General features: G+C 69.5%; 25 protein-coding genes. 14 read left to right on the top strand and 11 right to left on the bottom strand.

Annotated elements, in window-relative coordinates; all coding sequences use genetic code 11:
* Nucleotides 1-4: 4 nt before the first annotated feature.
* Nucleotides 5-1,225: a pyridoxal phosphate-dependent aminotransferase gene (locus M9945_RS01685; protein WP_367943165.1), complete on the bottom strand. Its 1,221-nt coding sequence runs from the start codon at nucleotides 1,223-1,225 to the stop codon at nucleotides 5-7.
* A gap of 113 nt (nucleotides 1,226-1,338) precedes the next feature.
* On the opposite strand from M9945_RS01685, the gene M9945_RS01680 reads away from it, so the two are divergent.
* From M9945_RS01680 to M9945_RS01630, 11 genes are all read left to right on the top strand, one after another.
* Entirely contained in the window at nucleotides 1,339-2,226 is an 888-nt protein-coding gene (locus tag M9945_RS01680) for a LysR family transcriptional regulator (RefSeq protein ID WP_367943164.1), read from the top strand.
* A 131-nt stretch (nucleotides 2,227-2,357) separates the two neighbouring features.
* The gene (locus M9945_RS01675) at nucleotides 2,358-3,392 is read left to right on the top strand and encodes a C4-dicarboxylate TRAP transporter substrate-binding protein (protein WP_367943163.1); all 1,035 of its coding nucleotides are present in this window, start codon (nucleotides 2,358-2,360) and stop codon (nucleotides 3,390-3,392) included.
* Between the two features lie 34 nt (nucleotides 3,393-3,426).
* Nucleotides 3,427-3,966: a TRAP transporter small permease subunit gene (locus M9945_RS01670; RefSeq protein ID WP_367943162.1), complete on the top strand. Its 540-nt coding sequence runs from the start codon at nucleotides 3,427-3,429 to the stop codon at nucleotides 3,964-3,966.
* A complete protein-coding gene (locus tag M9945_RS01665; protein WP_367943161.1) occupies nucleotides 3,963-5,276 on the top strand; it encodes a TRAP transporter large permease in 1,314 nt (437 codons plus the stop codon). Before M9945_RS01670 ends, M9945_RS01665 begins: the two co-directional genes overlap by 4 nt.
* Before the next feature lie 27 nt (nucleotides 5,277-5,303).
* Nucleotides 5,304-5,777 (top strand): MaoC/PaaZ C-terminal domain-containing protein, encoded by a 474-nt coding sequence (locus M9945_RS01660; RefSeq protein ID WP_367943160.1) that lies wholly within the window; start codon nucleotides 5,304-5,306, stop codon nucleotides 5,775-5,777.
* Nucleotides 5,770-7,359 (top strand): class I adenylate-forming enzyme family protein, encoded by a 1,590-nt coding sequence (locus M9945_RS01655; protein ID WP_367943159.1) that lies wholly within the window; start codon nucleotides 5,770-5,772, stop codon nucleotides 7,357-7,359. Before M9945_RS01660 ends, M9945_RS01655 begins: the two co-directional genes overlap by 8 nt.
* 182 nt (nucleotides 7,360-7,541) lie before the next feature.
* On the top strand, nucleotides 7,542-8,888 hold the full coding sequence (locus tag M9945_RS01650) for a flavin-containing monooxygenase (protein ID WP_367943158.1): 1,347 nt from the start codon (nucleotides 7,542-7,544) through the stop codon (nucleotides 8,886-8,888).
* Entirely contained in the window at nucleotides 8,885-9,796 is a 912-nt protein-coding gene (locus tag M9945_RS01645) for a bile acid:sodium symporter family protein (RefSeq protein ID WP_367943157.1), read from the top strand. Before M9945_RS01650 ends, M9945_RS01645 begins: the two co-directional genes overlap by 4 nt.
* Nucleotides 9,793-10,731 carry an SDR family oxidoreductase gene (locus M9945_RS01640; protein ID WP_367943156.1) on the top strand — a complete coding sequence of 313 codons (939 nt, stop codon included), beginning with the start codon at nucleotides 9,793-9,795 and terminating at the stop codon, nucleotides 10,729-10,731. The genes M9945_RS01645 and M9945_RS01640 overlap by 4 nt, the downstream gene beginning before the upstream one ends.
* On the top strand, nucleotides 10,728-11,516 hold the full coding sequence (locus M9945_RS01635; protein ID WP_367943155.1) for an SDR family NAD(P)-dependent oxidoreductase: 789 nt from the start codon (nucleotides 10,728-10,730) through the stop codon (nucleotides 11,514-11,516). The genes M9945_RS01640 and M9945_RS01635 overlap by 4 nt, the downstream gene beginning before the upstream one ends.
* Nucleotides 11,513-12,244, top strand: a complete 732-nt coding sequence (locus M9945_RS01630; protein WP_367943154.1) for a sulfite exporter TauE/SafE family protein — start codon at nucleotides 11,513-11,515, stop codon at nucleotides 12,242-12,244. Before M9945_RS01635 ends, M9945_RS01630 begins: the two co-directional genes overlap by 4 nt.
* Nucleotides 12,245-12,251: 7 nt before the next feature.
* On the opposite strand, the gene M9945_RS01625 is transcribed toward M9945_RS01630, so the two are convergent.
* Nucleotides 12,252-13,997 carry a thiamine pyrophosphate-binding protein gene (locus M9945_RS01625; RefSeq protein WP_367943153.1) on the bottom strand — a complete coding sequence of 582 codons (1,746 nt, stop codon included), beginning with the start codon at nucleotides 13,995-13,997 and terminating at the stop codon, nucleotides 12,252-12,254.
* Between the two features lie 135 nt (nucleotides 13,998-14,132).
* Here M9945_RS01625 and M9945_RS01620 point away from each other — a divergent pair, with 135 nt between their 5' ends.
* From M9945_RS01620 to M9945_RS01610, 3 genes are all read left to right on the top strand, one after another.
* A complete protein-coding gene (locus M9945_RS01620) occupies nucleotides 14,133-15,116 on the top strand; it encodes an AraC family transcriptional regulator ligand-binding domain-containing protein (RefSeq protein WP_367943152.1) in 984 nt (327 codons plus the stop codon).
* A gap of 22 nt (nucleotides 15,117-15,138) precedes the next feature.
* Nucleotides 15,139-16,659 (top strand): AAA family ATPase, encoded by a 1,521-nt coding sequence (locus M9945_RS01615; protein ID WP_367943151.1) that lies wholly within the window; start codon nucleotides 15,139-15,141, stop codon nucleotides 16,657-16,659.
* Nucleotides 16,660-16,765: 106 nt separating this feature from the next.
* Nucleotides 16,766-17,326 (top strand): UbiX family flavin prenyltransferase, encoded by a 561-nt coding sequence (locus tag M9945_RS01610; RefSeq protein WP_367943150.1) that lies wholly within the window; start codon nucleotides 16,766-16,768, stop codon nucleotides 17,324-17,326.
* 10 nt (nucleotides 17,327-17,336) lie between these two features.
* Here the strand turns inward: M9945_RS01610 and M9945_RS01605 are convergent, their stop codons facing one another.
* From M9945_RS01605 to M9945_RS01565, 9 genes are all read right to left on the bottom strand, one after another.
* The gene (locus M9945_RS01605; protein WP_367943149.1) at nucleotides 17,337-18,641 is read right to left on the bottom strand and encodes an ABC transporter permease; all 1,305 of its coding nucleotides are present in this window, start codon (nucleotides 18,639-18,641) and stop codon (nucleotides 17,337-17,339) included.
* A 12-nt stretch (nucleotides 18,642-18,653) separates the two neighbouring features.
* The gene (locus tag M9945_RS01600) at nucleotides 18,654-19,319 is read right to left on the bottom strand and encodes an ABC transporter ATP-binding protein (protein WP_367943148.1); all 666 of its coding nucleotides are present in this window, start codon (nucleotides 19,317-19,319) and stop codon (nucleotides 18,654-18,656) included.
* A 4-nt stretch (nucleotides 19,320-19,323) separates the two neighbouring features.
* Entirely contained in the window at nucleotides 19,324-19,740 is a 417-nt protein-coding gene (locus tag M9945_RS01595; RefSeq protein WP_367944740.1) for a hypothetical protein, read from the bottom strand.
* Between the two features lie 114 nt (nucleotides 19,741-19,854).
* Nucleotides 19,855-21,606, bottom strand: a complete 1,752-nt coding sequence (locus M9945_RS01590; protein WP_367943147.1) for an alkaline phosphatase — start codon at nucleotides 21,604-21,606, stop codon at nucleotides 19,855-19,857.
* Between the two features lie 107 nt (nucleotides 21,607-21,713).
* Complete coding sequence (locus tag M9945_RS01585; protein ID WP_367943146.1) at nucleotides 21,714-22,379, bottom strand: class I SAM-dependent methyltransferase; 666 nt, start codon at nucleotides 22,377-22,379, stop codon at nucleotides 21,714-21,716.
* Between the two features lie 5 nt (nucleotides 22,380-22,384).
* Nucleotides 22,385-23,629 carry a DUF3419 family protein gene (locus M9945_RS01580; protein ID WP_367943145.1) on the bottom strand — a complete coding sequence of 415 codons (1,245 nt, stop codon included), beginning with the start codon at nucleotides 23,627-23,629 and terminating at the stop codon, nucleotides 22,385-22,387.
* Nucleotides 23,626-24,654: a glycosyltransferase family 4 protein gene (locus tag M9945_RS01575; protein ID WP_367943144.1), complete on the bottom strand. Its 1,029-nt coding sequence runs from the start codon at nucleotides 24,652-24,654 to the stop codon at nucleotides 23,626-23,628. Before M9945_RS01575 ends, M9945_RS01580 begins: the two co-directional genes overlap by 4 nt.
* A 7-nt stretch (nucleotides 24,655-24,661) precedes the next feature.
* A complete protein-coding gene (locus tag M9945_RS01570) occupies nucleotides 24,662-25,486 on the bottom strand; it encodes a UDP-2,3-diacylglucosamine diphosphatase (RefSeq protein ID WP_367943143.1) in 825 nt (274 codons plus the stop codon).
* Between the two features lie 135 nt (nucleotides 25,487-25,621).
* The gene (locus M9945_RS01565; RefSeq protein ID WP_367943142.1) at nucleotides 25,622-26,281 is read right to left on the bottom strand and encodes a peroxiredoxin; all 660 of its coding nucleotides are present in this window, start codon (nucleotides 26,279-26,281) and stop codon (nucleotides 25,622-25,624) included.
* Between the last annotated feature and the right edge of the window lie 205 nt (nucleotides 26,282-26,486).

Below are 26,486 nucleotides of genomic sequence, written 5' to 3'. Positions count from 1 at the left end.
CCCGTCAGGCGCGATAGCGCTCGACGAGGAGGGCGAGGCGCTCGACGGCGGCGACCGCCGCCTTGTGGTCCTGCGAGAAGTTCAGCCGCACGCTGTCGCCGGCATGAGGGCTGAACTCGGTTCCCGGCGTCACCACCACATCCGCCTGAAGCCGCAGCGCCTTGGCGAAGCCGGCATGCGGGATCGCCAGCGCCGGCAGGCGCGGGAAGAGGTAGCTGCCCGCCTCCGGCGTGCGCGCGAACACGCCGTCGATGCCGCGCAGCACGGCGAGGAGATCGTCGCGGATGGCCTGGTGCCGGCGGATGCGCTCGTCCATCCAGCCGTCCGGCTCGGCGAACCAGGTCCGCAGCACCGCCTGGCTGTAGCCGGCCGCGCGCAGCGACACGATCGCCTGCAGCTTCTCCATGCGGGCGATCACCTCCTTCGAGCCGAAGGCGACGCCGAGCCTATAGCCGCTGAGCGATTCCGTCTTCGACGGCCCCATGATCGTGACGACGGTTTCGGGATCGACGGCCTCCAGCGCGCGCAGATGGGTGTAGGAGACGCCCTCGTAGCGCAGGCGCGAATAGAGCTGGTCGACGATGATCTTCGCGCCGTACTGCCCGGCGAGCGCCGCGATGCGGCCGATCTCGTCGGCCGAATAGACGACGCCGGTCGGGTTGTTGGGGTTGGAGAACAGGAACACCCGCGCCCCGGCCCTGAAGGCCTCCTCGAGTTCGTCGAGGTCGAGCCCCGAGCGGCCGGCCGGCGCCTCGACATGACGCAGCTGGACCGGCAGCATCTCGCCCTCGAAGAACTCGACCAGCTTGCGGTTGGCGAAATAGTCCGGCTGCACGACCGCGACCTTGTCCCCCCGCGACACCGTTGCGGCGACGGCGAGGAACAGAGCGCCCTGCGTGCCCGGCGTGACGATCAGCCCGTCGCGCGCGTCGACCGGCGCGCCGGTGAAGGCGGCGAGCCGCTCGCCGACCAGCTCGCGGATGGCGCCGTCGCCGCGATATTCGGTGTAGGCCTGCCTGCCGCCGAGCGCGACGCCGGCGGAAAAGACCTCGAACGACCCCGGAGTCGGCTCATGCGCGTCGACGTCGCCATGCGAGAAATCGACCGGCACGCCCGGCAAGGGCTCGCCGCGCAGCAGGGTAAGGATATCGGCGGAGCCCTGGCGGACTTCCTGGCCGGGGGCGTTGTCCGTTCCCAACCGGCTGAACTTGGCCGCGATCGACATTGGCGCACTCCTAAAACGGGGCAAGCGTGATGGTGAGGAGCCGATCATAAATCCGGCTCCGGAAGCAGGAAAATCCCTTCTTTTGCAAATTCAGAAGATATAAAAAACATCTTATGGACATCCGTTTCCTCGAGAGCTTCGTCATCGTCGCCGAATGCGGCTCCATCGCCGAGGCTGCGCGGCGGCTCAACGTGACGCCGGCCACGCTGGCGCAGCGGCTGCGCGTGCTCGAAGGCGACCTCGGCCATTCGCTGGTCAGCCGCGCCGGCCGCACCGTGCGCGCCACCGGCGCGGGCCTCGCGGTCCTGCCGCATGCGCGTCAGCTGGTGGAGGCGGCCCGCGACCTCAGGGCCATCGCCGCCAGCGACGTGCCGGCGGGGCAGCTTCGGCTCGGCGCGACGGCAACCGCGCTCACCGGCCTCCTGCCGCAGATCGTCACGACCCTCAACGCGCGCCATCCCAGCATCGACTATTTCGTGCGGCCGGGCGCGTCCGTCGACCTCTACCACCAGGTGATCGGGGGCGAGCTCGACGCGGCCCTGATCGTGCAGCCGCCCTTCGCCATTCCCAAATCCGCCAGCTGGCTGACGCTGCGCGACGAGCCGCTGGTGCTGATCGCGCCGGAGGGGTTTGCGGAGGAGGAGCCGCGGGCGATGATCGCGCGCCATCCCTTCATCCGCTACGACCGCAACCAGTGGGGCGGGCAGCTGGTCGACGCGTATCTGCGCGGCAACGGGCTGCGTGTGCGCGAATGGCTGGAGCTCGACGCGCTGGACGCGATCGCGACGCTGGTCCACCGGGGGCTCGGCGTCGCCATCGTCCCCGACTGGGCGCCGCCGTGGCCGGCGGGGCTGGCGCTGCGCAAGACCGTCCTGCCGGGCGGCGCGACCCGCCGCACCGGCGTGCTGTGGAGCCGGACCGGCGCGCGCATCGCCGCCGTCCGCGCGATGATCGACGCCTGCGCCGCCTGCTATCCGACGGGTAAAACCGTTCCGGGCTGACCCGCCGGTTCCGCATCCCGGCCGCCTCGAAACGGCGGCATCGGAAGGCCGTCCGGAGAAAATGCAACTGATTACTTGCTTTTTGGCGGCGAGGAGAGGATGATGCGGCGATAGCAGACAGGAGGAAGGCTATGAGGAATCTGGTGGCGACCACGTCGCTCGCGCTCGTTCTTGCCAGCGGCATTGCCGGCAGCGCATTCGCGCAGGACTATCCCGAAATGTCGGTTCGCTATGCGAACTTCATGCCCGAGGGCTTCACGACGTCGGTGATCGACCAGTTCGTCGCCGACGAGATCGCCAAGCGCACCGACGGCAAGGTCAAGTTCGAGATGTTCCACGGCGGCACGCTGGGCGGCCCGGCCGAGATGGTCGAACTCGTCGGCGCCGGCGCGGTCGACATCGGCAACTTCCCGATCGGCTATTTCTTCAGCCAGTTCCCGGTCTCCGGCCTCGCCGATTCGCTGCCGATCATCTTCCCCAATGCGGAAGCGGCGGCGCAGGTCCAGAAGGACGCCTATGCCGCGCTGGAAGAAGTACGCGCCGAGTTCGACGCGGCGAACCTGCACCCCTTCCTCTATCGCGGCCTGCCGCAATACCGCCTGCTCTGCACCAAGCCGGTGAAGACGCTGGCCGATTTCGACGGCCTCAAGGTGCGCACCTACGGCACCTTCCACCCCATCGTCTTCACCACCTTCAAGGCCGTGCCGGTCAATATCGAGCTGGGCGAGATGTATGAGGGCCTGCAGCGCGGCACCGTCGACTGCGCCTATCTCAACTACCAGACCGCCGTGCTCTACAATTTGTTCGAGGTCGCCAAGTTCACCAGCGACGCCGAGTTCGGCGCGACGCCGCTCTACCTCGCCTATGTCAACAAGCAGGTGTGGGACTCGTGGACGCCGGAGTTCCAGGCGCTGTTCAACGAAGTCGTGGACGAGGCCGAGAAGAAGGCCGCCGACGAGATCGAGGCGACCGAGGCGAGCGGCCTCGAGGCGCTGAAGGCCAAGGGCGTCGAGCTGGTCCATTTCGAGGATCAGGAAAAGATGGAGGAGGCCCTGCCCGACTTCCTCGACCTGTGGGTCGAGCATCTCGACAAGGCCGGCCACGGCGAGGCGGCGAAGAAGCATGCCGACTTCGTCCGCGAGCGGCTGAAGGCCTACGCGCAGTAAGGCCTTCATCCGGAAACTTGCGGGAGGAACGTGCATGCCCATGCACGCCGTCGACACTGCGCTCGGCCGGGGGCTTGAACAGGCGCTCGGCTGGGCGCTGCGCGTCAGCGCCTGGATCGGCTGGATCGCGCTCGGCCTGATGATGATCGTCGGGACCGCCGACGTCATCGGCACGGCCTTCTTCAGGCGGCCGATCGTCGGCGCGTTCGAGATGGCCGAGTCGGCGCTTGCCGTGGTCATGTTCCTCGGGCTGATCCATGTCCAGGCGCGGCGCAACCACATCGTCGTCGACCTCGCCGTCGCCCGCCTGCGCGGCACGGCGCGGCGGCTCGCCGATTGCCTCGCGCTCCTCGGCACCGCGCTCGCGCTCTACCTCGTCGCCCGCCAGACCTGGCCGCTGATGCTCGACAGCTGGCGCATCGCCGAGGTGGCGGGCGGCGTGTTCAACTTCCCCGTCTATCCGGTCAAGACGCTGGTCTGCCTCGGCGCGAGCATCGCCACCCTCGTGGCGGCGGGCCAGTTCCTGCGCGCCGTCGTCGCCCTGTTCACCGGTGCCGAAAGGCGGGACGCATGACCCCGATAGAGCTCGGCCTCGCCGCCATCGCCGCGACGCTCGTCCTGGCGCTGGCCGGCATCCCGATCGGCCCGGCGATGATCCTCGCCGCCTGCGGCGGCATGTGGCTCACCGTCGGCGAGCGCTTCATGTGGGTGACGCTGAAGACGCTGCCCTACGACTTCGCCTCGCAATACACCTTCGTCGTCGTGCCGATGTTCGTGTTGATGGGCGTGGTCGCGGCGCGCGCCGACATCATCCAGGACCTCTACCGCGCCGCCGCGAAATGGATGGGGGGCACGCGCAGCGGCCTTTATGCCGCGACGGTCTTCGCCTCGGCCGGGTTCTCGTCGATCTCGGGTTCGACCGTGGTCAACTCGGCGGTGTTCGGCAAGGTGGCGCTGCCGGAGATGCTGAAGCACGGCTGCCACAAGGGCTTCAGCGCCGCCTCCATCGCCGCCGCCGGCACGCTCGCCGGCCTGATCCCGCCGTCGCTTTCCTTCGTCATCTACGGCATCCTCACCGGGCAGTCGATCGGCCAGCTCTTCATGGCCGGCGTGTTCCCCGGCCTGCTGACGATGCTCGGCTATCTCATCGCCATCGTCCTCGTCGTCCGCCTCTTCCCCGGCTACGCGCCGACCTCGATCACCCGCTATCCGTTCAGTGAGAAGATCCGCTCATTGAAGGCGGTGTGGCCGATCCTCGTCCTCGCCACGCTGGTGCTCGGCGGCATCTACACCGGCACCATGCCGCCCTCGGCCGCGGGCGCGGTAGGCGCGGCCGGCGCGATCGTCCTCGCCTTCGCCCGGCGCTCGATCAGTGCGCGCGGGCTGGCGGATTCGCTGCAGGAAACCATGATCCTGACCGCGACGCTGTTCATCGTCGTGGTCGGCGGGCTGCTGCTCGGCCGCTTCTTCGTCATCAGCGGCTTCATCCGCGAGATCACGGCCATCCTCGTCGCCGTCGACCTCGGCGTCTACGGCTTCCTGCTGCTGGTCATCGCGCTCTATCTGGTGCTGGGCATGTTCGTCGACCCGCTGTCGATGGTCGTCGTCACGCTGCCGGTGCTCTATCCGATCGCGCAGGCGCTCGACATCAACCCCATCTGGTTCGCCGTCATCATCGTCAAGCTGGTCGAGATATCGGCGGTGACGCCGCCGGTAGGCCTGAACCTGTTCGCGGTGATGGCCGCGTCCGACACGAAGATCTCGGCGGGCGAGATCTATCGCGGCATCCTGCCGCTGCTCGGGGCCGAGGTGGTCGTCCTCGCCCTCCTGGTCGCCTTCCCGGCGATCTCCACCTGGCTGCCGGCGATGATGATCGGCAACTGACCCCTTTTCTAAGCATTCGAGGCGAACATGAGCGTGGCCGACACCAAGATCAGCTTTTCCGACCTGCCCGCCCTGATGGGCAAGACGGCCTATGTGTCCGAGTGGATGGCCATAGACCGCGCCCATCTGTCGCTTTTCGCCACGGCGACCTATCTCGACCCGGCCCATGTCGACCTGACCTTCAGCCGCAACAACGAGTTCGGCGCCGACCTCGTCGACGGCATGCTGCTCTTGTCGCTGCTGGTCTACTGGAACTTCCGCTATTTCCCGCTCGAGGGCGAGAAGCTGTGGGGGCTGAACTACGGCTTCGACAAGGTGCGCTTCGTCACGCCGGTGATGGTGGGCGAGCGCGTGCGCGCCACCTGCACGGTCAAGGACATGAAGAAGCGCGGCGACGGCTGGTTCGGCACCCTCGCCGTCACCGTCGAGAAGGAAGGCGCCGACAAGCCGGCGATGACGGCCGACTGGCTCGTCCTCTTCCTGGAGAGCGCGAATGGCTGACCCGGCCGCCGCGGCGGGCGGCACACCGCTCTTGCCGCGCATTTCCGACTATCCGGCCTACTGGGCCGAGCGGACGCCCGGCGCCGCCGCCTTCTTCTTCGGCGACGCGCGCTGCGACTTTCCGCGGTTTCGCGACCTCATCGACCGCTATGCCCGGGCGCTGGTCGCCGCCGGCGTCGAAAAGGGCGACCGCGTCTCGGTGCTGTCGACGCCGCGGCCGGAATTCTTCATCGCCTTCCTCGCCACCGCCTCCATCGGCGGCATCTGGGTCGGGCTCAACCCGCGCTACACGCCGGGCGAGATCGCCCGCGTGCTCGCCGACGCGGCGCCTTCGGTCGTCCTCGCCCTCGCCTCGTTCGAGGGGGAGGACCTTCGCGGCAGGCTTGTCGAGGCCGCCGGCATCGCGGCCTTCAGCGGACGGCTGGTCGCCTTCGGCGATACGCAGGACGAGATCGACGCCTTCCTGCGCGGCGGCGACGCGGTCGACGACGACGCGCTCGCGGCGCGGCGGGCGGCGGTGACGCCCGACGACCCGGCGCTGATCGTCTACACCTCCGGCTCGACCGGCGAGCCGAAGGGCGCGCTCCTCACCCATTTCGGCCTCTGCCACGGCTACAGCGTCCAGACCGCGCATTTTTCGCTGGAAGGCGCCTGCATCGTCTGCAACCTGCCGGTCAACCATATCGGCTGCGTCGGCGATCTGTGCTGCGCGCCGATGGTCGGCGGCGGGGCGATCACCTTCATGGAGCGGTTCGACCCGCAAGGCATCCTCGCGGCCATCGACAGCGGGCAGGTCCATTGTATGCTCGGCGTGCCGACCATGCTCCAGCTCATGACCGAGCTGCCCGCCTTCGCCACGACCGACTTCTCGCGGGTGCGGCTGATCTGCTGGGGCGGGGCGGCGCTGCCGCGCAACGTGCTGGCGAAGCTGCGCGAGAAGAGCTGCCGCCTCGGCGTCACTTACGGCATGTCGGAGGTACCCGGCTCGATCACCATGTCGGCGGCCGGCGCCGGCGACGACGAACTGACCCAGACCGTCGGCAACCCGACCGTCGGCCTCGACCTCATTCTCGTCGCCGACGACGGCAGCGTCTGCGCCCCCGGCGAGGAGGGCGAGGTCAGGCTGAAGCATCCGAGCATCCTTTCCGCCTATTACCGCCGCCCGGAGGCGACGGCCGAGGCGTTCGACGCGGACGGCTATTTCCGCACCGGCGATGTCGGCGTCCTCGATGAGGCGGGGAACCTCAGGCTCGTCGGCCGCAAGAAGGAGATGTTCAAGTCGGGCGGCTACAACGTCTACCCGCGCGAGATCGAGGTCTGCCTCGAGCAGCACCCGGACGTCGCCCTCGCCGCGGTGATCGGCGTTCCCGACCCGCTGTTCCAGGAGGTCGGCCACGCCTATGTCATCCCCGGCCAGGGCGTGGCGCATGACGGGCTGGCGGAACGGCTCGCCGACTGGTGCCGCGAGCGCCTCGCCAACTACAAGCGGCCGAAGCGCATCGCCGTCAGCGCCGAGCTGCCGCTGCTGCCCGTCGGCAAGGTCGACAAGGTGGCGCTGAAGCGCCGCCATGCCGAGGGCTGACGCCGCGCCCGGAGCGGCCCTCCTTCCCACCAGTCCCGCCGCTCCGGACCTCTTTCCCGTCCCCGCTTCGATGTCCCGAATTGACGGCCCGGCGTCTCATTTGTTCCGATACGTAAGGTGCGGCCTCGTCTAGGTTGGCCGACGGATGTGCGGGAGGAGACCGCGTCCGGGGAGGAGACGGCATGTATGCGGTAATCGGCGCCGGCCCGATGGGGCTGGCCGCGGCGCGCAACCTCGACAAACAGGGCATCGCCTTCACCGGCTTCGAGCAGCACTCGGATGTCGGCGGGCTGTGGGACATCGACAACCCCCACAGCACCATGTACGAGACCGCGCACCTGATCTCGTCGAAGACGACGACCGAATTCGCCGAGTTCCCGATGCCGGCCTCGGTCGCGCCCTATCCGCGCCATGACGAGATGCGCCGCTACTTTCGCGACTACGCGCGGCATTTCGACCTTTACCGCCACTACGAGTTCTCGACCCGCGTGATCGAGGCGAAGCCGGACGGCGACGACTGGCTGGTGACGACGGAAAGGGACGGCGCGCGGCAGACGCGCCGGTTCAAGGGGCTGCTGATCGCCAACGGCACGCTGCATCACCCCAACGTGCCGCGCCTCGACGGCGAATTTTCCGGCACGCTGATGCACGCGGCAGACTATCGCAGCCCCGCGCAGCTCGCCGGCAAGCGGGTGCTCGTCGTCGGCTGCGGCAATTCCGGGGCCGACATCGCGGTCGACGCGGTCCACCACGCGGCGCGCGTCGATATCTCGGTCAGGCGCGGCTACTACTTCATCCCGAAATTCATCTTCGGCAAGCCGACCGACACGCTGGGCGGCAAGGTCAGGCTGCCGCGCCGGGTCAAGCAGTTCCTCGACGCCGCGCTGGTGCGGGCGGTGATGGGCAAGCCCTCGCAATACGGCCTGCCCGACCCGGACTACCGGATGTACGAATCGCACCCGGTGATGAACTCGCTGATCCTCCACCATATCGGCCAGGGCGACATCGTCCCGCGCGGCGACATCGCGAAGCTCGACGGCGACGGGGCGGTGTTCGAGGACGGCAGCCGCGGCGAGTACGACCTGATCCTGCTCGCGACCGGCTACAAGCTCGACTATCCGTTCATCGACCGGGCGGCGCTGAACTGGCCGGCCGGCGCGGGCGCGCCGCTTCTCTACCTCAACGTCTTCCACCCCGGGCGCGACAATTTGTTCATGATGGGCATGATCGAGGCCGCCGGCCTCGGCTGGGAAGGGCGCAACGCGCAGGCCGAGCTGGTCGCGCTCTACATTCGCGGACTGGCCGAGGGCGTCCCCGCCGCCGCGCGGCTGAACGAGGCGAAGGCGCGGGCAGCCGAAACGCGCATCGACGGCGGCTACGCCTATCTCGAGCTCGAGCGCATGGCCTACTACGTCCACAAGGACAGCTATCGCCGCGCGCTCGCCGGCCATGCCGGGGCGCTGCGCCGGGAACTGGCGGCCGTGCCGCCGCATCCGACATTCAACCGACAGCCAGAGATGCAGGAATGAGCGGTCCCGTCCCCATCCAGTTCGATCCCGCCAGCCTCGTCATCCTCAACGTGCTGCTCGCGCTGATGATGTTCGGCGTGTCGCTGACCTTGCGGCCGGCCGATTTCAGGCTGGTCCTCACCCAGCCGCGCCCGGTCTTCGCCGGGCTGTTCGCGCAGTTCCTGCTGCTGCCGGCCGCGACCTGCTTCGCGACATGGTTCTTCGAGATCGACCCGGAGCTGTCGCTCGGCATGATCCTCGTCGCGGCGTGCCCGGGCGGGGCGTTCTCCAACATCATGACCTGGCTGGCGCGCGGCAACGTCGCCGTCTCGATCAGCATGACGGCGGTGTCGAGCCTCGTCGCGACGGTGCTCACCCCGCTCAACTTCGCCCTCTACGGCTGGCTCAATCCCTATACGCGCGAGCTGCTCGTCTCGATCGCGGTCGACGCCGGCGACATCGTGCTTCTCGTCCTCGTCGTCCTCGGCCTGCCGCTGCTGATCGGCATGGCGGTCGGCCGGCGCTTTCCGGGCATGGCCGCCACGGTCGAGCCGCCGCTGCGCATCTTCGCGCTCATCGTCTTCCTCGCCTTCGTCGCCATCGCCTTCAGCAACAATTTTTCCCTGTTCGTCGAGCGCTTCAACACCTTCTTCTGGCTGGTCGTCGCCCACAACACGATGGCGCTGCTGCTCGGCGCGCTGATGGGCCGGCTGATGCGGCTCGACACGCCCGACCGGCGGGCGGTGACGCTCGAGGTCGGCATCCAGAATTCCGGCCTCGGCCTCATCATCCTCTTCACCTTCATGCCCAATGCCGGCGGCATGATGCTGATAACCGCCTTCTGGGGCGTGTGGCATCTGGTATCGGGGCTGACGCTGTCCAGCATCTGGGCCCGCATCCCGATCCGCGACGCGGGCACGCGCCCATGAGCGCACGGGTGCTCATCACCGGGGCGGGCGGCTATGTCGGCAGCCTGCTCGGCAGCCGGCTGGCGCGCGATCTCCATGTCGTCGGCACCGACATCAGGCCGCGCGACGACCTGCCCTTTCCGGTGCTGCGGATGGACGTGCGCGACTCGGCGCTCGGCACGCTGCTCGGCGACGAGGCGATCACCCATGTCGTGCATCTCGCCTCGGTGCTCGACGCCGGCAACGACCGCGCCCGCGAGTTTGACATCGACGTTAACGGCACGCGGAACGTGCTCGAATGCTGCCTTTTAGCCGGCGTCGGCCACATCACCGTCACCAGCTCCGGCGCGGCCTATGGCTACCACGCCGACAACCCGGCCTGGATCGACGAGACACAGCCGCTGCGCGGCAACCCGGAATTCGCCTATTCCGACCACAAGCGCCGGGTCGAGGAGATGCTGGCCGAATACCGCGAGACGCACCCGGAGCTGCGCCAGCTCGTCCTGCGCCCCGGCACTATCCTCGGCGCGGCGACGAGGAACCTGATCACCAACCTGTTCCGGGCGAAGCGCATGCTCGCCATCAGGGGCAGCGAATCGCCCTTCGTCTTCATCTGGGACGAGGACGTGGTCGCCGCCATCGAGCACGGTCTGCGCGGCGACAGGAGCGGCATCTACAACATGGCCGGCGACGGCGCGCTGACGGTCCGCGAGATCGCCGCCATCCTCGGCAAGCCGGTCCGCACGCTGCCGGCGGGGCTGATCAAGGCGGCGCTGTGGGTCGCGCGCCGGCTCGGCATCGGCCGCTACGGGCCGGAGCAGGTCAATTTCCTGCGCTACCGGCCGGTGCTGTCCAACCGGCGGCTGAAGGAGGAATTCGGCTACCGGCCGCAGAAGACCTCGGAGGAGACGTTCCGCTTCTATGTCGGCCACGCCCGCGCGCGGGGCGAACTGTGAGCTGCACCCTGATCACCGGCGCCGGCGGCGGGCTGGGGCGGGCGCTGGCCCGCGCCTTCTGGCGGCGTGGCGACAACCTCGTCCTCGCCGATCTCGACCCTGCCCTGCTGAACGCGGTGGCGGACGAGCTGGGCGACGCCGGGCGCATCGTCTGCGTCGCCGGCGACATCACCGACCCCGCCCACAGGGAAGAGCTCCTCGTGCGGGCGCAGGCCCGCTTCGGCGGCGTCAGCGTCCTCGTCAACAATGCCGGCATCACCCATCGCTCGCCGGCGGCGAAGACCGACCCGGCGGTGCTGCGCAAGGTGATGCAGGTCGACTGGCAGGCGCCGCTGGAGCTGGCGCTCGCCGCGCTGCCGCAATTGCAGGCGCACAGAGGCGCGATCGTCAATATCGGCTCGATGGCCGGCTGGATGCCGGTGCTCGGCCGCGCCTTCTATTGCGGGGCCAAGGCGGCGCTGGCGCAGTCCTTCGAGGTGCTGCGCTGCGAACAGCAGCATCTCGGCATCCATGTGCTGATGGCCTATCCGAGCTTCCTCGACACGCCGATCGAGCGGAACGCGCTCGGCCATGACGGCAGGCCGGCCCGCCACGCCCGCTCGACCATCGGCCGGCTGAAAAACGCCGACTGGATGGCCGAACGCATCGTCGCGGCACTGGAAAAGCGGAAGAAACGCGTCTATTCGGACCGCGCGAGCGTGGCGGCAAGCCTGTTGTGGCGGCTCGCACCCGACCTTTACCAGCGGCTGATGACGCGCAAATTCGCCGTGGAGCTCGAGCAGTGATAGACCCTTGGCTCCTTCTCGGAGCCTTCATCCTTGTCGCCTACACGGTCGAGGCCGTGACCGGCTTCGGAAGCATCGTCATCGCCTTGTCGCTCGGCGCGCTGTTCCTGCCGATCCCCGAGCTCCTGCCGGTGCTGGTGCCGCTCAACATCGCCCAGAGCGGCTACCTGACCTTCCGCCACCGCCGCCGCATCCACCTGCCGACGCTGTTTCGCCTCATCCTGCCGCTGATGGCGGCGGGCACGGTGATCGGCTACCTGCTGCGGCCCGCGCTCGAAGGCGCGCTGCTGAAGACCCTGTTCGGCCTGCTGATCGTCTGGTTCGCCGGGCGCGAATTGTGGCGGATGGCGCGCGGCGGCGAGGCCGTCCGCCACGGCCTTGCGGTGACGCGCGGGCTGATGCTGGCCGCCGGCGTCAGCCACGGCCTGTTCGCCTCGGGCGGGCCGCTGCTCGTCTACGGCCTCGCCGGGACGCCGCTCGACAAGGCGCGGCTGCGCGCGACGCTGATCGCGGTCTGGCTGGCGCTCAACGGCCTGCTCACGATCATCTTCCTGTTCGACGGCAGCCTGATCCCCAACCTGCCCCGCCTGGTGACCTACCTGCCGGTGGTGCTGGTCGGCCTCGTCGCCGGCGAATGGCTGCACAGCCGCATCGACGAGCGGCGCTTCCGCCAGTTCGTCTTCGCGCTGCTCGCCGTCACCGGCGTGCTGCTGGCGCTGCCGGGCTGACGCAAATCTAGCCAGCCGGCTCCTCGTGCATCTTCTTGAAGTGGATCAGGCCAGGCGCCCACATGTGCTTGACCGGGTCGACGTCGACATGGATCACCGCCGCGCCGCCGCTGTCGAGCGCACGGCCGAGCGCGGCGCGGAACGCGCCGGCCGAGGACACGCGCTCGCCATGCGCGCCCATCGACTGCGCCATCAGGTCGAAGCGGATCTCGCCGAGGTCGGTCTTGATCGACTCGTCAGCGCCGAGCTTCTTGAACAGCATGGTCTTGAACGGCCGCAGCATGAAGTGCTGGTTGATCTTGACCATGCCCCACTGCTTGTCGCACAGCACGATCCAGATCACCCGCGCCTTGTTGCGCACCGCCGTCTGGACCTCCTGCGGGTGGAAGCCGAAGGCGCCGTCGCCGATGATGCAGCACACCGGGACCTCCGGGCAGGCGACCGCCGCGCCGATGGCCTGCGCCATGCCGGCTCCCAGCATGCCGAAGCGGAAGGTGGAGAGGATGCGGTTCGGCACCCGCGCCTTGTGGTAGAACATCGCCCAGACCGCGGCGTTGCCGCCGTCGGCCACCAGCACGCTGTCCTCGGGGAACAGCTCGCCGCAGATCGTGGCGATATGGGCCGGGTTCATCGGCTCGCTTATGTCTGCGAGCGCCTTGTCCCAGCCGGCGCGCTCGTCGGCCATCAGCTTTGCGTAGCCCTCCATGCGCCGCCGGCGGGCGTCGAGGCCGGCGATTTCCATCGTCTCCAGCCGCCCGGCCAGTGCGGAAAGAAACCCTTTCACATCGGCCAGCACCGGCAGATCGGCGGGCTTGTTCAGGCCGAGATTGCCTTCGTCGATGTCGACCTGGATCGTGCGCTGCTCGGCGGGGTCGCGCCAATAGGGCGGCTTGCCCCACCAGTCGGTCTCGCCGAGGCGCGAGCCGAGGACCAGCGCGACGTCCGCCTCGTTGCGCACCTTGTGGTTGATCCTGACATGCGGCATCGGCACGGCGAGCGGCGAGGTCTCGGGCAGGGCGCCGCGCGCCGCCCAGCTCGTCGTCACCGGGGCGTGGGTGAGCATCGCCACCCGCTCCAGCTCGGCGAAGGCGCGCGCATGGACGACGCCGCTGCCGGCATGGATCATCGGCGCGTCGGCCTCGGTGAGCCAGCGCGCGGCGCGCTCGACCTGATCTTCCGGCGCGGGGATCGGCGCGGCGCGGCGGTATTGCGTGGGCTTCGACGCGGCGGGAGCCTTGACCTTGCCGTTCATCAGCGTTTCCGGCACGTCGAGATGGACGACGCCGGGGCGGCCTTCCCACGAGGCTCGCAGCGCCTTGCGCGCCAGCTCCGGGATGCGCTCGAAGGAGGAGACCGCCGCGCTCCACTTGGCGATGCGGCCGATCACCCCGGCCTGGTCGAAGCACTGGTAGGCGCCGCCGCGGTCGGGATACATGATCGCCGGCCGGCGGGCGCTGGTGATGGCGAGCACCCGGTTGCCCTCCGCCTGCTCGACGACGAGGCCGGGCAGGAGATTGGCCACCCCCGGCCCGTTCGAGGCCATGCACACGCCGAGCCTGCCCGTCAGCCGCGCATAGGCCCCGGCCATGTGGGCGGCGCTGGTCTCGTGGCGCGGCGTGACGATCTCGATGCCAAGCCGGTGAAGCGCCGAATAGAAGCCGAAATAGGTTCCGTCGATGATGCCGAACACGCGCTCGACGCCTTCGGCATGCAGCATGCGGGCGAGAAGCTCGCCGCCTTTCATCTCGCTCATGTAATTCCCCCCGATAGTCGCCTTTCCGGGCGGCCACTGGCCCGATCCCGGAATATGCTCTACTAACTAAGAGCTTAGTTCAGCGGGGGCTGACCGTAACGTTTCAAACAGGACGGGCAGGCGGCAATTCGGGCCATGAGCGAGGATCTCTTCAGCGTCAACCGGCTTTATGCGCGCGCGGTCATCCAGAGCGCCGACCGGCAGGCGCTGGCGCTGCCGGCCGAATTGCGCAAGGCGGTCGAGGACCATGCGCGGCTGCCACTCGCCACGCTCGACCGTCTGTGGGACGCCTATTGCGGCGCCAGCGGCGACGCGCTCGCCGGCCTGCGCCTCGGCCTCGAATTGCAGGCCGGCCATCTCGACTGCGCCGGCATGCTGCTCGCCTCCTGCGACACGCTGGGCGAGGCGCTGGAGCAGCTCGTCGAGGTCGCGCCCATCGTCGGCGAGGGCGGCGATTTCGTGGTCGACAACGACGGCGACCTCGTCGCGGTCCACTACCGGCCGCATCTGGCGACGCGGCAGGCCGAGCGCGTCGAAGCCGCGCTCGCCGGCCTGCTCCGGCTCAGCATCTGGGCGACGGGCGGCGCGTTCCGGCCGGCCGGCCTCAGCCTCGCCCACCAGCCGCTCGGCGCGCCGGGCGAGTACCGCGCGCTGCTGCGCATCCCGCTGACCTTCGGCGCGGCCGACAACGCGCTGATGTTCGACGCCTCGCAGCTCGCCCTGCCGCTGATCCAGGCCAACGGCACGCTGCGCGCGCATCTGCGCGAGCTGACCGACCGGATGCTGGCCGAGCTCGGCCAGGCCAGCCTTTCCGCCGAGGTGCAGCGGCTGATCCGCACCAATCCGCGCTGGGGCAAGGAGCGCGTCGCCGAGCGGCTCAGCCTCAGCGGCCGGCACCTGAACCGGCGGCTGGCCGAGGAGGGCACCTCGTTCAAGCTGCTGCGCGACGCCAGCCTCCATGCCCTCGCGGTGGAGCGGCTGCGCGGCGGCTCCGGTCTGCGCGACATCGCCGAGGCGCTGGGCTTTTCCGACGAAAGCGCCTTCGCCAAGGCGTTCCGCCGCTGGACCGGGCTGACGCCGGCCCAGTTCCGCCGCCGGCGCGAGGCGGTGGCGGGCTGACGCCGAAAGCGGGGGCGAGACCATGCGGATCGAGACCCAGGACGAAGCTCTCGCCTTCCTGCGCGCCGAACTCGCCCGCCGTGACGGCCAGCCGCCGGAGACGGCCGAGACCCACATCTCGCTCGTCCTCCTCGGCCGCAGCATCGCGTGGAAGCTGAAGAAGGCGGTACGCCAGCCCTATCTCGATTTCTCGACGCCCGAGCGGCGGCTGGCGCTGTGCGAACGCGAGCTCGAGCTCAACCGCCGCACCGCGCCCGGCCTCTACCGCCGGGTACGGCGGCTGACACGGACAAGCGACGGAACGCTGACGCTCGACGACGAGGGGACGCCGGTCGAGGCCGTGCTCGAAATGGCGCGCTTCGACGAGGACAAGCTCCTCGACCGCATGGCACGGCGCGGCGCGCTCTCACTGCCTCTCATCGCGCGGCTCGCCGCGACGATCGCCGCCTTCCACGCCGACGCGCCGACGGTTGCCGATGCGCGCACCAGCGGCAGCGCCCGGATCGAGGCGGTGCTGCGCATCAACGAGGCCGGGCTGGAGGCGGGGCGCGCCGTGTTCGGCGACGCCGCGACCGAGGCGGCGGTGCAGGCGATGCGCGCCTTGTGGCGACGCCATCGGCCGCTGCTCGACGCGCGCCAGCGCGAGGGCAAGGTGCGGCGCTGCCACGGCGACCTTCATTTGCGCAACATCGTCGAGATCGACGGCGAGCCGGTGCTGTTCGACTGCCTCGAATTCGACGAGGAGATGGCGACGATCGACATCCTCTACGATCTCGCCTTCCTCGTCATGGATCTGTGGCATCGCGACCTCGGCGCGCTCGCCAACCTCGTGTTCAACCGCTATCTCGACGCCGCCAACGAAACAGCCGGCCTGCCGCTTATGCCACTGTTCCTCGCTATGCGCGCCACCGTGCGCGCCCATGTGACGGCGAGCCAGGCGCTGCAAGGCGGCGCGGACGCGGATGCGCTCGCGGAAGAAGCCCGCGCCTATCTCGACCTCGCCCGCGCGCTTGCCGCGCCGCCGGCCCCGCGCCTTGTCGCCATCGGCGGCTATAGCGGCTCCGGCAAGTCGACGGCGGCGGCACGGATCGCCCATGCCATCGGCCCCGCGCCCGGCGCGCGGATCCTCTCCAGCGACCGCATCCGCAAGGCGCTGTTCGGGGTGGCGGCCGAGACGCGCCTGCCGGATGAGGCCTACCGGCCGGAGGTCTCGGGCACGGTCTATGCGCGGCAATGCGAGGAGGCGGCCCGCATCCTCGCCGCCGGCCACGGCGTGATCGCGGACGCCGTGGCCGGCCGGCCGGAGGAACGCGCCGCCATTGAGGCGGTGGCGGCGGCGGCCGGCGTCGATTTCGCCGGCTTCTGGCTCGAGGCGCCGGAGCGCATGCTGGTCGAGCGGGTCGAGGCGCGGCGCGGCGATCCGTCCGACGCGACCGCTTCCGTCGTGCGCGCCCAGCTCGGGCGCGATCCCGGGCCGATGGGCTGGCGGCGGATCGACACGCGGGACGGCGAGGCGGCGGAGAGGATCGCGGCGCATCTTTGACGGGGGTGCGACCTCGCGTCATCGCCGCTTGCCGACCCGCTTTATGGACAGGCCGCGCCTAGTGGTGTTCAAGGAGCGGGCACGCCTCAGGGCTTCGGGACCGAGCATGAAACGCATTATCCTCGCCATGACCGGGGCCAGCGGCGCCCCCTACGGCCTGCGGATCGCGCAGGTGCTGCGCGGCGTCGACGGCATCGAGACGCATCTCGTCGTCAGCCCGGCGGCGCGGCGCACCATCGCGCAGGAATGCGACGTCGCGATCAGGGACATCGAGGCGCTGGCCGACGTCGTCCACCGCCATGCCGACATCGGCGCGCCGATCAGCTCCGGCTCGTTCCGGGCGCACGGCATGATCGTCGCCCCGTGCTCGGTCAGGACCATGTCCAACATCGCCACCGGCAATGGCGGCGACCTGATCAGCCGCGCCGCCGACGTGACGCTGAAGGAGCGCCGGCCGCTGGTGCTCGGCATCCGCGAAGCGCCGCTGCATGCGGGGCACCTCGAAACCATGCTGAAGCTGGCGCGGCTCGGCGCGGTGATCTTCCCGCCGGTGCCGGCGTTCTACAACCGGCCGGAAGGGATCGCCGACCTCGTCGACCATACCGTCATGCGCATGCTCGACCAGCTCGGCGTCGAGACCGGCATAGCCCCACGCTGGGGCGAATGAAGCGCCCGCCTCACGCGCGCAGCGCCTGCGCCGGCGTCTGCCTGTAGGCGAGGAAGGCCGGCAGCAGCGTGACCACTGCTGCGGCAATCAGGAATGCCAGCAGCAGCCGGACATCGGCGGCGTGGAACTCGACCGGCATGGCGATGCCGCTCGCCGCGCCGAGCTTCGCCGACAGGACGCGGGCGGCGGCATAGCCGATGGCGAAGCCGAGAACGAGCCCGGCGAGAACGACGGCAAAGGCCTCCAGCCAGACGATGGCCAGCACCACGGCGCGCGGCGCGCCGAACGCCCTGAGCGCGCCGATCTGGCGGCGGCGTTGCAGCACGTGGATGGCAACGACCATCAGGATGGCGGCGGCGACCAGCGCCTGCGCCCCGGCCGCGACCAGCGCCAGCACCTGCCGCGCATCGCCGAGCGTGCCGTAGAGCCGCGTCAGCACCTCGGCGGGGAAGGCGGCGAGCGTGGCGCCGCCGGCGCGGTATTCGAGGCGCAGATTGTAGGCGTCGGCGATCGATCTCGGCTTGACCACGATGGCGGGGACGCCGGGATTGTCGCCGTCCGCCAGCCTCGTCTCGTCCACCGGCCGCGAGGCGATCCCGCCCTCATGGTCGTGGTCGTGCCCATGATTGTGGCCGTGATCGTCGTCGTGCGCGTGATCGTGGCCATGGTCGTGACCGTGCGCTTCCGCCCCGTCATGGTCGGCCTCGCCGTCGCCATGGTCGGCATGGACGTCCCAGACGGCCTCGATCGGCACGAGGATGGCGCGGTCCCACGGCGTGCCGGTCGGCGCGAGGCGGCCGGTGATGCGGTACTCCATCCCGGCGTGGACCTCGCCCGCCTCGCCGGCATTGCCGTGGAACGGCCGGAAGGTCGAGCCGATGGCGCGCGCCACCTGCGCCCCCGCCACGGCGTCGCCGAGATGGTCGAAGCCCGTGCCTTCCGACAGCCCGCCGAACATGGCGATGGCGTCGGAGGTGGTGCCGATGATGGGGTGGGTCTCGATGAAGTCGCCGAAGCCGACCGGCACCGCTGCCGCGACGCGCGGGTCGGCGCGCAGCGCGGCCAGCACCTGCGGCTTCAGGAGCGGCAGCGGCGCGGGCTGGAGGAAGACGGAGGAGAGGACGAGCTGGGTCTCGCTGCCCGGCGCGCCGACCACCAGGTTGAACGGCGCGGCGGCGCGGGCGCTGCCGAGGCGCAGCGCGCGTTCCTGCAGGGTCACGGCGACGCCGAGCGCGGTGGCCAGCGCCACGAGGACGACGAGGATCGCGACGCCGACGCGATTGCGCACGAGATCGGCAAGGATGAAATGCAGCACCGGCGCGCCTCCTCAGCCGTCGATCCGGCCGTTGTCCAGCCGCAGGGTGCGGCCGAGCCGCGTGATCAGCCGGGGATCGTGGGTGGCGACGATCAGCGTCGCGCCCATCTCGCCGGCAAGGCCGATGACGAGGTCGGCGACGGCCTCGCCCGTTTCGGCGTCGAGGCTCGCGGTCGGCTCGTCGGCGACGATGATACCCGGCCGGCCGGCGAGCGCACGCGCCACGGCGACACGCTGCATCTGGCCGCGCGACATGGTCTCGACCGGCTGGTCGACGCGGCCGATGCCGACGCGCTCCAGCATGTCGAGGGCGAAGGCGCGCGCGCCCTCGGGCAGTCGCAGGCGCGAAAGCCGCTGCGGCAGCAGCACGTTGCCGAGCGCGGTGAGGCCGGGGAAGAGATGGAAGTCCTGCATGACGAGGCCGACATTGCGCGTGCGCCAGCGGTCGCGCCCTCCTTCCGGCATCGCCGCCAGGTCGTCATCCGCCCACGCAACCTTACCGATGGGGACGCGCTCCATGCCGGTGACGACGTTGATGAAGGTGGTCTTGCCCGAGCCGGACGGGCCGGTGAGCGCGACCTGCGCGCCCGGCGCGATGGAGAGCGCGGGAATGTCGAGCGCCGGCACGGGCAGCCCCGGATAGCGGATCGCGAGGCCTTCGACGGCGAGGGGGATCATGGCGCTACACCCGGCGGAAATCGGCATCGACGATGCGCAGCAGGCTGACGAAGCCGGTTTCGGGATCGGTCCACGAGCCGACCTCGAGCGTGCCCCTTACCTCGATCAGGCCGTTGGCCTGCTCGAAGGTCTGCGCCCGGCCGAGATAGATGACGACGATGTCGTTCGGCCAGTCGGCGTCGGAATCGCAGAACGGGCAGAGCGCGACCGGCACCTCGGTCAGCACGAAGAAATTCGCTTCCGCCTTGAGCGGCGGGGCCATGAAGCCGCGGATGGCGACGGCGCTGCCGGCCAGCTCCTTCACCCTGTCGGAAAAGGTCAGCCCGAGCACGCCGAACGAGGCGTAGAGCTGGCCGAAGGCGATGGTGTCGTCGGTCGCGGCGGCCCTCCCCGCCGGAGCGAGGGCAAGGGCGCAGGCCATGGCGAGCAGGCGGCGGCGGCCGGGATCGAGGGGCTGCGGCATGATCTCTACCCAAAGCGAAGCGGAAAGGCCCGGGCCCGAAGGCCCGGACCGGATGCGTGCGGGCGATGCCGCTTACTGCGTCTGCCGCGCGCCGAGCGCCAGCGCCTCGGCGATCACGCGGTAGACGTCGCTCTGCTCCATGTAGCCGCGGAACCGCTCCGCGCCGGGGCCGGAGGCCTGGAGCACGACGTCGTCGATGGCGTGGACGCCGGTGTCGCCGCTCGCCGGGATGTTGCCCTCGACGAACACCGCGCCGGGAACGTCCTTGTAGGCCTCGTTGGCGACGTACTGCTTGTTCTCGTTCTGGATCGCCGGCACGAACGGGCCGTCGAGCTTGGGGCGGAAGGTCTCGTAGCGGTCCGGGCCGTTGTTGGCGGCGATGAACAGGCGACGCGAGACGTCGACGCGGTCGGGATAGCCGTCGCCGTCCTCGTCGACATAGTTCGGGAAGCCGGCCTCGGCATAGGTGCCGACCTTCTCGCGCATCGTCTCGCCCGGCTTGTCGTCGTCGACGGTGCCGATGATCGAGACGCCGTGGGTGTGGTCGCCGGTGACGATGACGAGCGTGTCGGGATTCTCCGCCGCGAAGCCGCGGGCGAGGCCCACCGCCTTGTCGAACTCGATGGTGTCCATCACGGCGCGGTCCCAGTCGAGCGGATGGGACATCTTGTCGACATTCGCCGCCTCGACGACCAGCACGAAGCCGTCCTCGTTGCGCGACAGCAGGTCGAGCGCGGTCTGCGTCATCTGGACGAGGCCGGGCTGCTCGGGGAACCTGTCGACGGTGCCCTTCTTCAGGAACTCGCGGTCGAGCGTGGTGTCGAGGTTGCCGGTGTGGAACAGGCCCAGCACCTTGCCGGTGTTGGAGCCGGCCGCGGCCTCGAGCTCGCCCTTCGAGGTGGCGAGCGTGTAGCCGGCTTCGCGGTAGAGGGCGACGTGGTCGATGTCGTCCTTGCGCTTGGAGCCGGGCTGCGTCTGCGGCAGGAAGTAGGCCGAGCCGCCGCCGAGGATGACGTCCGGCTTCAGCTCGAAGGTCTGGCTGTTGATCTCGGCCTTGTCGGCGCGGCGGCGCGTATGCGCGAACACGGCGGCCGGCGTGGCGTCCTGGAGCTCGGAGGTGGTGACGATGCCGATCGACTTGCGGGTCTGGCGGCGCAGCGCCTCGGCCAGCGTCTCGAACTTCGGATCGTCGAGCGAATCTTTGGTGCGGTCGGCATAGACGCCGAGCGCGTTCACCGCCGTCTTGTGGCCGGACATGTAGGCCGACATGGTGTTGGCGCTGTCGGTGGCGATCGACTCGGTCGAGGACGTGCCGATGAAGGCGGCGTAGTCGAGGTCGTCCATGGCGAGGCGGCCGTTCGCCTTACCCTCGCTCATGCCCTTCGACATGATGCGGGCGGCGGTGCGGTGGGCGACGGAAAGGCCGTCGGCGATCAGGAAGACGACGTTCTTCGCCACCGGCGCCTCGGGGGTGCCGTAGACGTCCCAGATCACCGTCTTTTCCTCGTCGCCGGCCCTGGCGACGACGGTGTAGGTGCCGGGCGTCAGGATCGTCACCGCCTCGACGCGCAGGGCGGAGGCCTCGACGCCGTCCTCCTTCTCGATGAAGGTGAAGGGCTTGCCGAGCACCTCGGCCGCGGGCCTGCCGTTGACCGTGACGCTGACGTCGCCCTCGGCGACGACGGCGTCGAACTCGACCTTCACGTCGAAGGGCGAGGAAACGAGGATCGTGGCGCGATCCAGCGGGAAGACCGTCGCGGCCGACGCCGCGACCGGCGAGAACAGCATCGTGGTGGTTGCCAGCACGGCAAGCAGTTTGCGCATCTCGTTTTCTCCATGCGTTGAGATGCGTCCTGTCTAGGACCGGCAGATAACGCGCGTGTGACAGGGAACGGGCTCGTGAAGGTCCGCTGCTCGCCAAAAGAAGCCGGCTAAATGTCCGGCTTCATGACGATGCCGATCCACGAGAAGCCGCGATGGAGCCGCCGCTCCTCGCTCGTCCCGCCGACGGCGTCCGCGACCTCGCCGGCGACCGCGAACAGGTCGGGCCGCGGGGTGACGTGATACCAGCGAAGCCACGTATGCATCGCCGCCCTCGACCAGGCGGGAAGGGCGGCCATGTCACCGAAATCGGCGATGTGGAGCGCGCCGCCCGGCGCGAGCCGGCGCGCGGCGGCCTCGACCACGGCGCGCCATTGCGGGATCATCGACACGGCGTAGGAGATGAAGATGCGGTCGTAATTCTCGCGGCCGAAGGTCGTGGCCGGGTCGAAGCCGGCGGCGTCGGCGAGCGCGAGCCGCACCCGGCCGCGCAGGCCGTTCCGCTCCACCGCCGCGCCGGCGGCCGTCAGCATCTCGCGCGAGATGTCGATGCCGTGGAGCGCCACGCCGGGATAGAGCCGCGCGGCGCGGACGAGGTTGCGCCCGGTGCCGCAGCCGATCTCCAGCATCGCGCCGCCCGGCGGCGGGGCGAGCCCGGCGATCATCGGGTCGCGGGCGAGCAGGTAGTATTTGCGCGTCAGGTCGTAGAAGCCGAAGCGGCGCTGCCAGCGATAGACCCTGTCCATCAGCGCGCCGTGATCGAGGGTGCGGTCCATCGCGCTCATTCCTTCAGGACGTGGAGGTGGAACCCGCCATAGATCGAGGAGCGATCGCGCCGGTGGAGGGCGCGCGACTGCGCCTCGCGATAATCCCAACGGTCGAGGAGCCCGGCCTCGACGCGGCCCGGCAGCAGGTTCCGCTCGGCCGCGGTGCGGAAGACGACGCGCGCGCCGGGGGCGGCGGTGCGGGTGATCTCGCGCCACAGCGCGCCAAGCTGCGCGTCGGTCATCCAGTCCTGCGCGTCGAGGAGGACGAAGCGGTCGACCGAGGCCGCCGGCTTGGCCGCCAGAAGCTCGGTGACGGAGACGTTCTCGACCGACATGCGCCCGGCGCGGGCGCGCACGGTCTCATAATTGCCGCGCAGCAGATAGGGCGGCAGCGGCGCGTCGTGCCGGTCGCCATAGGTGCGGCCGAAGGCCTGCCAGGCGAAATAGTTCTCCGAGAACGGGAAATCGCAGGCCAGCCGCTCCAGCCGCTGGCGCAGCAAGCCGGCCATGCCGCCGCTTCCATGCCCGGCCAGCGCCTCGTATTGCTGGGGCGGGATGCCGAGGCCGAACAGCGACGACTTGCGGCCCGCCACCCAGCGCACCAGCCGCTTGTCGAACAGCGGCGCTATGGTCTCGTCGAACAGGCGGCGCTGCTCCTCCAGCGTCCGCGCCTGAAGCAGCCGGCGCGGGTCGATGCCGTAGAGGCGCGCCAGGAGATGGCCCCAGCCGATGAAGTGGCCGAGCAGGCCGTGGCGGTAGAGCCGGCGGTGGAACATCGAGATGCGCCGGCGGCCGGAAAGGCCGCGCCCGTCCCAGTAGGCGCGCGTCGCCGGATCGAGCACCGGGCGGATGAAGCGCCGGTAGGCGTCGCCGTTCGCCGGATCGTCGGCCCGGCCGTAGAAGCGGTAGAACGCGTCGTAGTCCGGCAGGGCGGCGAGCGCGGCGAGCTTGAGCCGGTTGAAGGCGACATGGGCGGGGTTGAGGTCGACCGCCTCGATCCGGGCCGGGTCGGCGGTCAGGTAGGACAACGCGTTGCAGCCACCCGAGGCGATGGTGACGACGCGGTCGCCCGGGCCGATCTCCAGCGCCTCGATGTCGATCTCGGGGTCCTCCCAGATCTGGGTGTAGACCAGCTTGCGGAACAGGCTGGCGAAGACGTATTCGCCGAGCCCGGACGGCGACAGCAGCGGATTGCGCCGCACTGCGCGATGCAGGCGCTCGACCGGATCGGAGGCGGGAAGGGCGGCCTGTTCGGTCATCGCAGCTCCAATGCGCCCCGGGTGGGGAAGCTGTAGTCGGCGAACTGCCGGGCGCTGCTGTACCAGTCGAAGGCGAGCGCCCGCTCGCGCGCCGCGGCACGGGGGATGTCGAGGCAAGCCAGCGCCGCCTGCCGCAGGTCGTCCGACAGCGCGCCGCAGCGGCCATGAATACAGGGGGGACCGATGATGTCGAGCGGGCCGGTGACCGGGAAGGCGGCGACGGGGCAGCCGCTCGCCAGCGCCTCGAGGATGACGTTGCCGAAGGTGTCGGTGCGGCTGGGAAAGACGAAGACGTCGGCCGAGGCGTAGATGCGCGCCAGCGCCTCGCCCTTGCGCACGCCGAGGAAGCGCACGTCGGGATAACGCGCCTCGAGCCGGGCGCGCTCCGGCCCGTCGCCGACCACCACCTTGGTTCCGGGCAGGTCGAGGTCGAGGAAGGCGGGCAGGTTCTTCTCCACCGCCACGCGCCCGACATTGAGGAAGACCGGGCGCGGCAGGCCGAGATCGCCCCTCAAGGACGGATCGAACAGCTCGGTGTCCACCCCGCGCGACCACAGCCTGATGTTGGTGAAGCCGCGCGCCGACAGCTCCCGGCCGAGCGAGGGCGTCGCGACCAGCATCGCCCGTCCGGCATTGTGGAAGCGCCGCAGCCAGCCGTAGCTCCAGCTTTCGGGGATGGGCAGGCGGGCGCGCAGGAACTCGGGGAAGCGGGTGTGGTAGCTGGTGGTGAACGCCCAGCCGCGCGCCAGGCAGATGCGGCGCACCAGCACGCCCAGCGGCCCCTCGGTGGCGATGTGGATGCGCTCGGGCGCCATCTCCTCCATCCGCCGCGAGACCATGGCGCGGGTGGCCAGCGTCAGCCTTATCTCGGGATAGCTCGGCATGGGCAGGGTGCGGAAGCCCTCGGGCGTCAGGAACTCGGCCTTCACCCCGAGGCGGGCGAGCGTCGCCGCCAGCGTCTCCAGCGTGTGCACCACGCCGTTGACTTGCGGCCGCCAGGCATCGGTGACGATCAGGATGCGCATGGCGCGCTCACGCGGCCCGCCGCCACGGCAGCGTGCGCGGCGCGGGCGGGCGGCTGCCGTTCAGGACGTCGCTGAAGGCCGGCCAGTGGACGATCTCCATCCGGCCGTCGTGATGCTCGACGACGGCGGTGCAGCTTTCCACCCAGTCGCCGGTGTTGATGTAGGTGAAGCCGTCGAAGTCGCGCATCGCCGCCGAATGGATGTGGCCGCAGATGACGCCGTCGACGCCGTGGCGGCGCGCCTCGGCCGCCAGCGTCTCCTCGAAGCGGCCGATGAAGTTGACCGCGTTCTTGACCCGCGCCTTTGCCCAGGCCGACAGCGACCAGTAGGTGAAGCCCAGCCTGCGCCGCACGATGTTGATGCGCGTCGACAGCGCCAGCGCGATCTCGTAGGCCCAGTCGCCGAGGAAGGCGAGCCACTTGGCATGGCGGATCACCATGTCGAAGATGTCGCCGTGGATCACCAGATAGCGCCGGCCGTCGGCGGCCTCGTGGATCGCGGTCTCGGCGATCTCGATTCCGCCGAAGGACAGGCCGCAGAACTCGCGCAGGAACTCGTCGTGGTTGCCGGGCACGTAGACGATGCGCGCGCCCTTGCGCACCTTGCGCAGCAGCTTCTGGACGACGTCGTTATGCGACTGGGGCCAGTACCAGGCGGAGCGCAGCCGCCAGCCGTCGATGACGTCGCCGACGAGATAGAGCGTCTCGGCGTCGTGCTTCTTCAGGAACTCGAGCAGGGCCTCGGCCTGCGCGCCCTTGGTGCCGAGATGCATGTCGGAGATGAACAGGCTTCGGTAGCGGGATGCCTGTCCGGCTTCGTGGGAATCGCTCATGTGGCTCTGTGTCATGAGCGTCTTTCACCAGCCTGCCGTGACACGCTGATGACACGGCATGGCCGGGCGAAGACACGGAAAGGACGGCGGAATCCCGTTTCCGCCGTCCCCTGTCCGTCGATCCGTTAGCCGGCTTTACGCGGTAGGCTGCTTCGTCTTGCGCAGATAGGGCAGGATCGTGTCGTACGAGCCGAAGCGCTTGATCGCGTCCTCGTTGGAGACCGCGGCGGTGATGATGACGTCTTCGCCCTGCTTCCAGTTGGCCGGGGTCGCCACCTGATGCTTCGCGGTGAGCTGGATCGAATCGATGGCGCGCAGGATCTCGTCGAAGTTGCGGCCCGTGGTCATCGGATAGGTCAGGACCAGCTTGATCTTCTTGTCCGGGCCGATGACGTAGACCGAGCGCACGGTGGCGTTGTCGGCCGGGGTGCGGCCTTCCGACGATTCGCCCGCCTCGGCCGGCAGCATGTCGTAGAGCTTGGCCACCTTGAGGTCGCGGTCGCCGATCAGCGGGTAGTCGACGTCGAAGCCGGTCGCGGTGCGGATGTCGGCCTTCCAGCGGTCGTGATCGGTGACCGGATCGACCGAGATGCCGATCAGCTTGACGTTGCGCTTTTCGAACTCGCCGGCAAGGCCGGCCATGGTGCCGAGCTCGGTGGTGCAGACCGGGGTGAAGTTCTTCGGATGCGAGACGAGGACGCCCCAGCTGTCGCCCAGCCAGTCGTGGAAATGGACCGTGCCATGCGTGGTCTCGGCGGTGAAATCGGGAGCGGTGTCGTTGATGCGCAGACCCATGGTCGTCTCCTTGGTCTCCGGTGGTTGTCTTTCCTCAAGAGATAGGGCGCGGCAGGGACGGCAACGAGGTTCAGGAACCTGTCTTGCGGCCAATTCATGGAAAATCGTTTCCTTCGAACGCGGCTTTGGAGGAAATTGTTCCTTTTCTCTCCTTCAGCTGCCCGGATGCGCAAAAATCTGACGCTTGAAGCGCCGTTATCCGGAA

It is taken from the genome of Aquamicrobium sp. (genome assembly GCF_023954335.1).
GTDB lineage: Bacteria > Pseudomonadota > Alphaproteobacteria > Rhizobiales > Rhizobiaceae > Aerobium.
The sequence above is the reverse complement of the archived record's forward strand: the minus strand, read 5'-3'. Positions and strand labels throughout refer to the sequence as shown.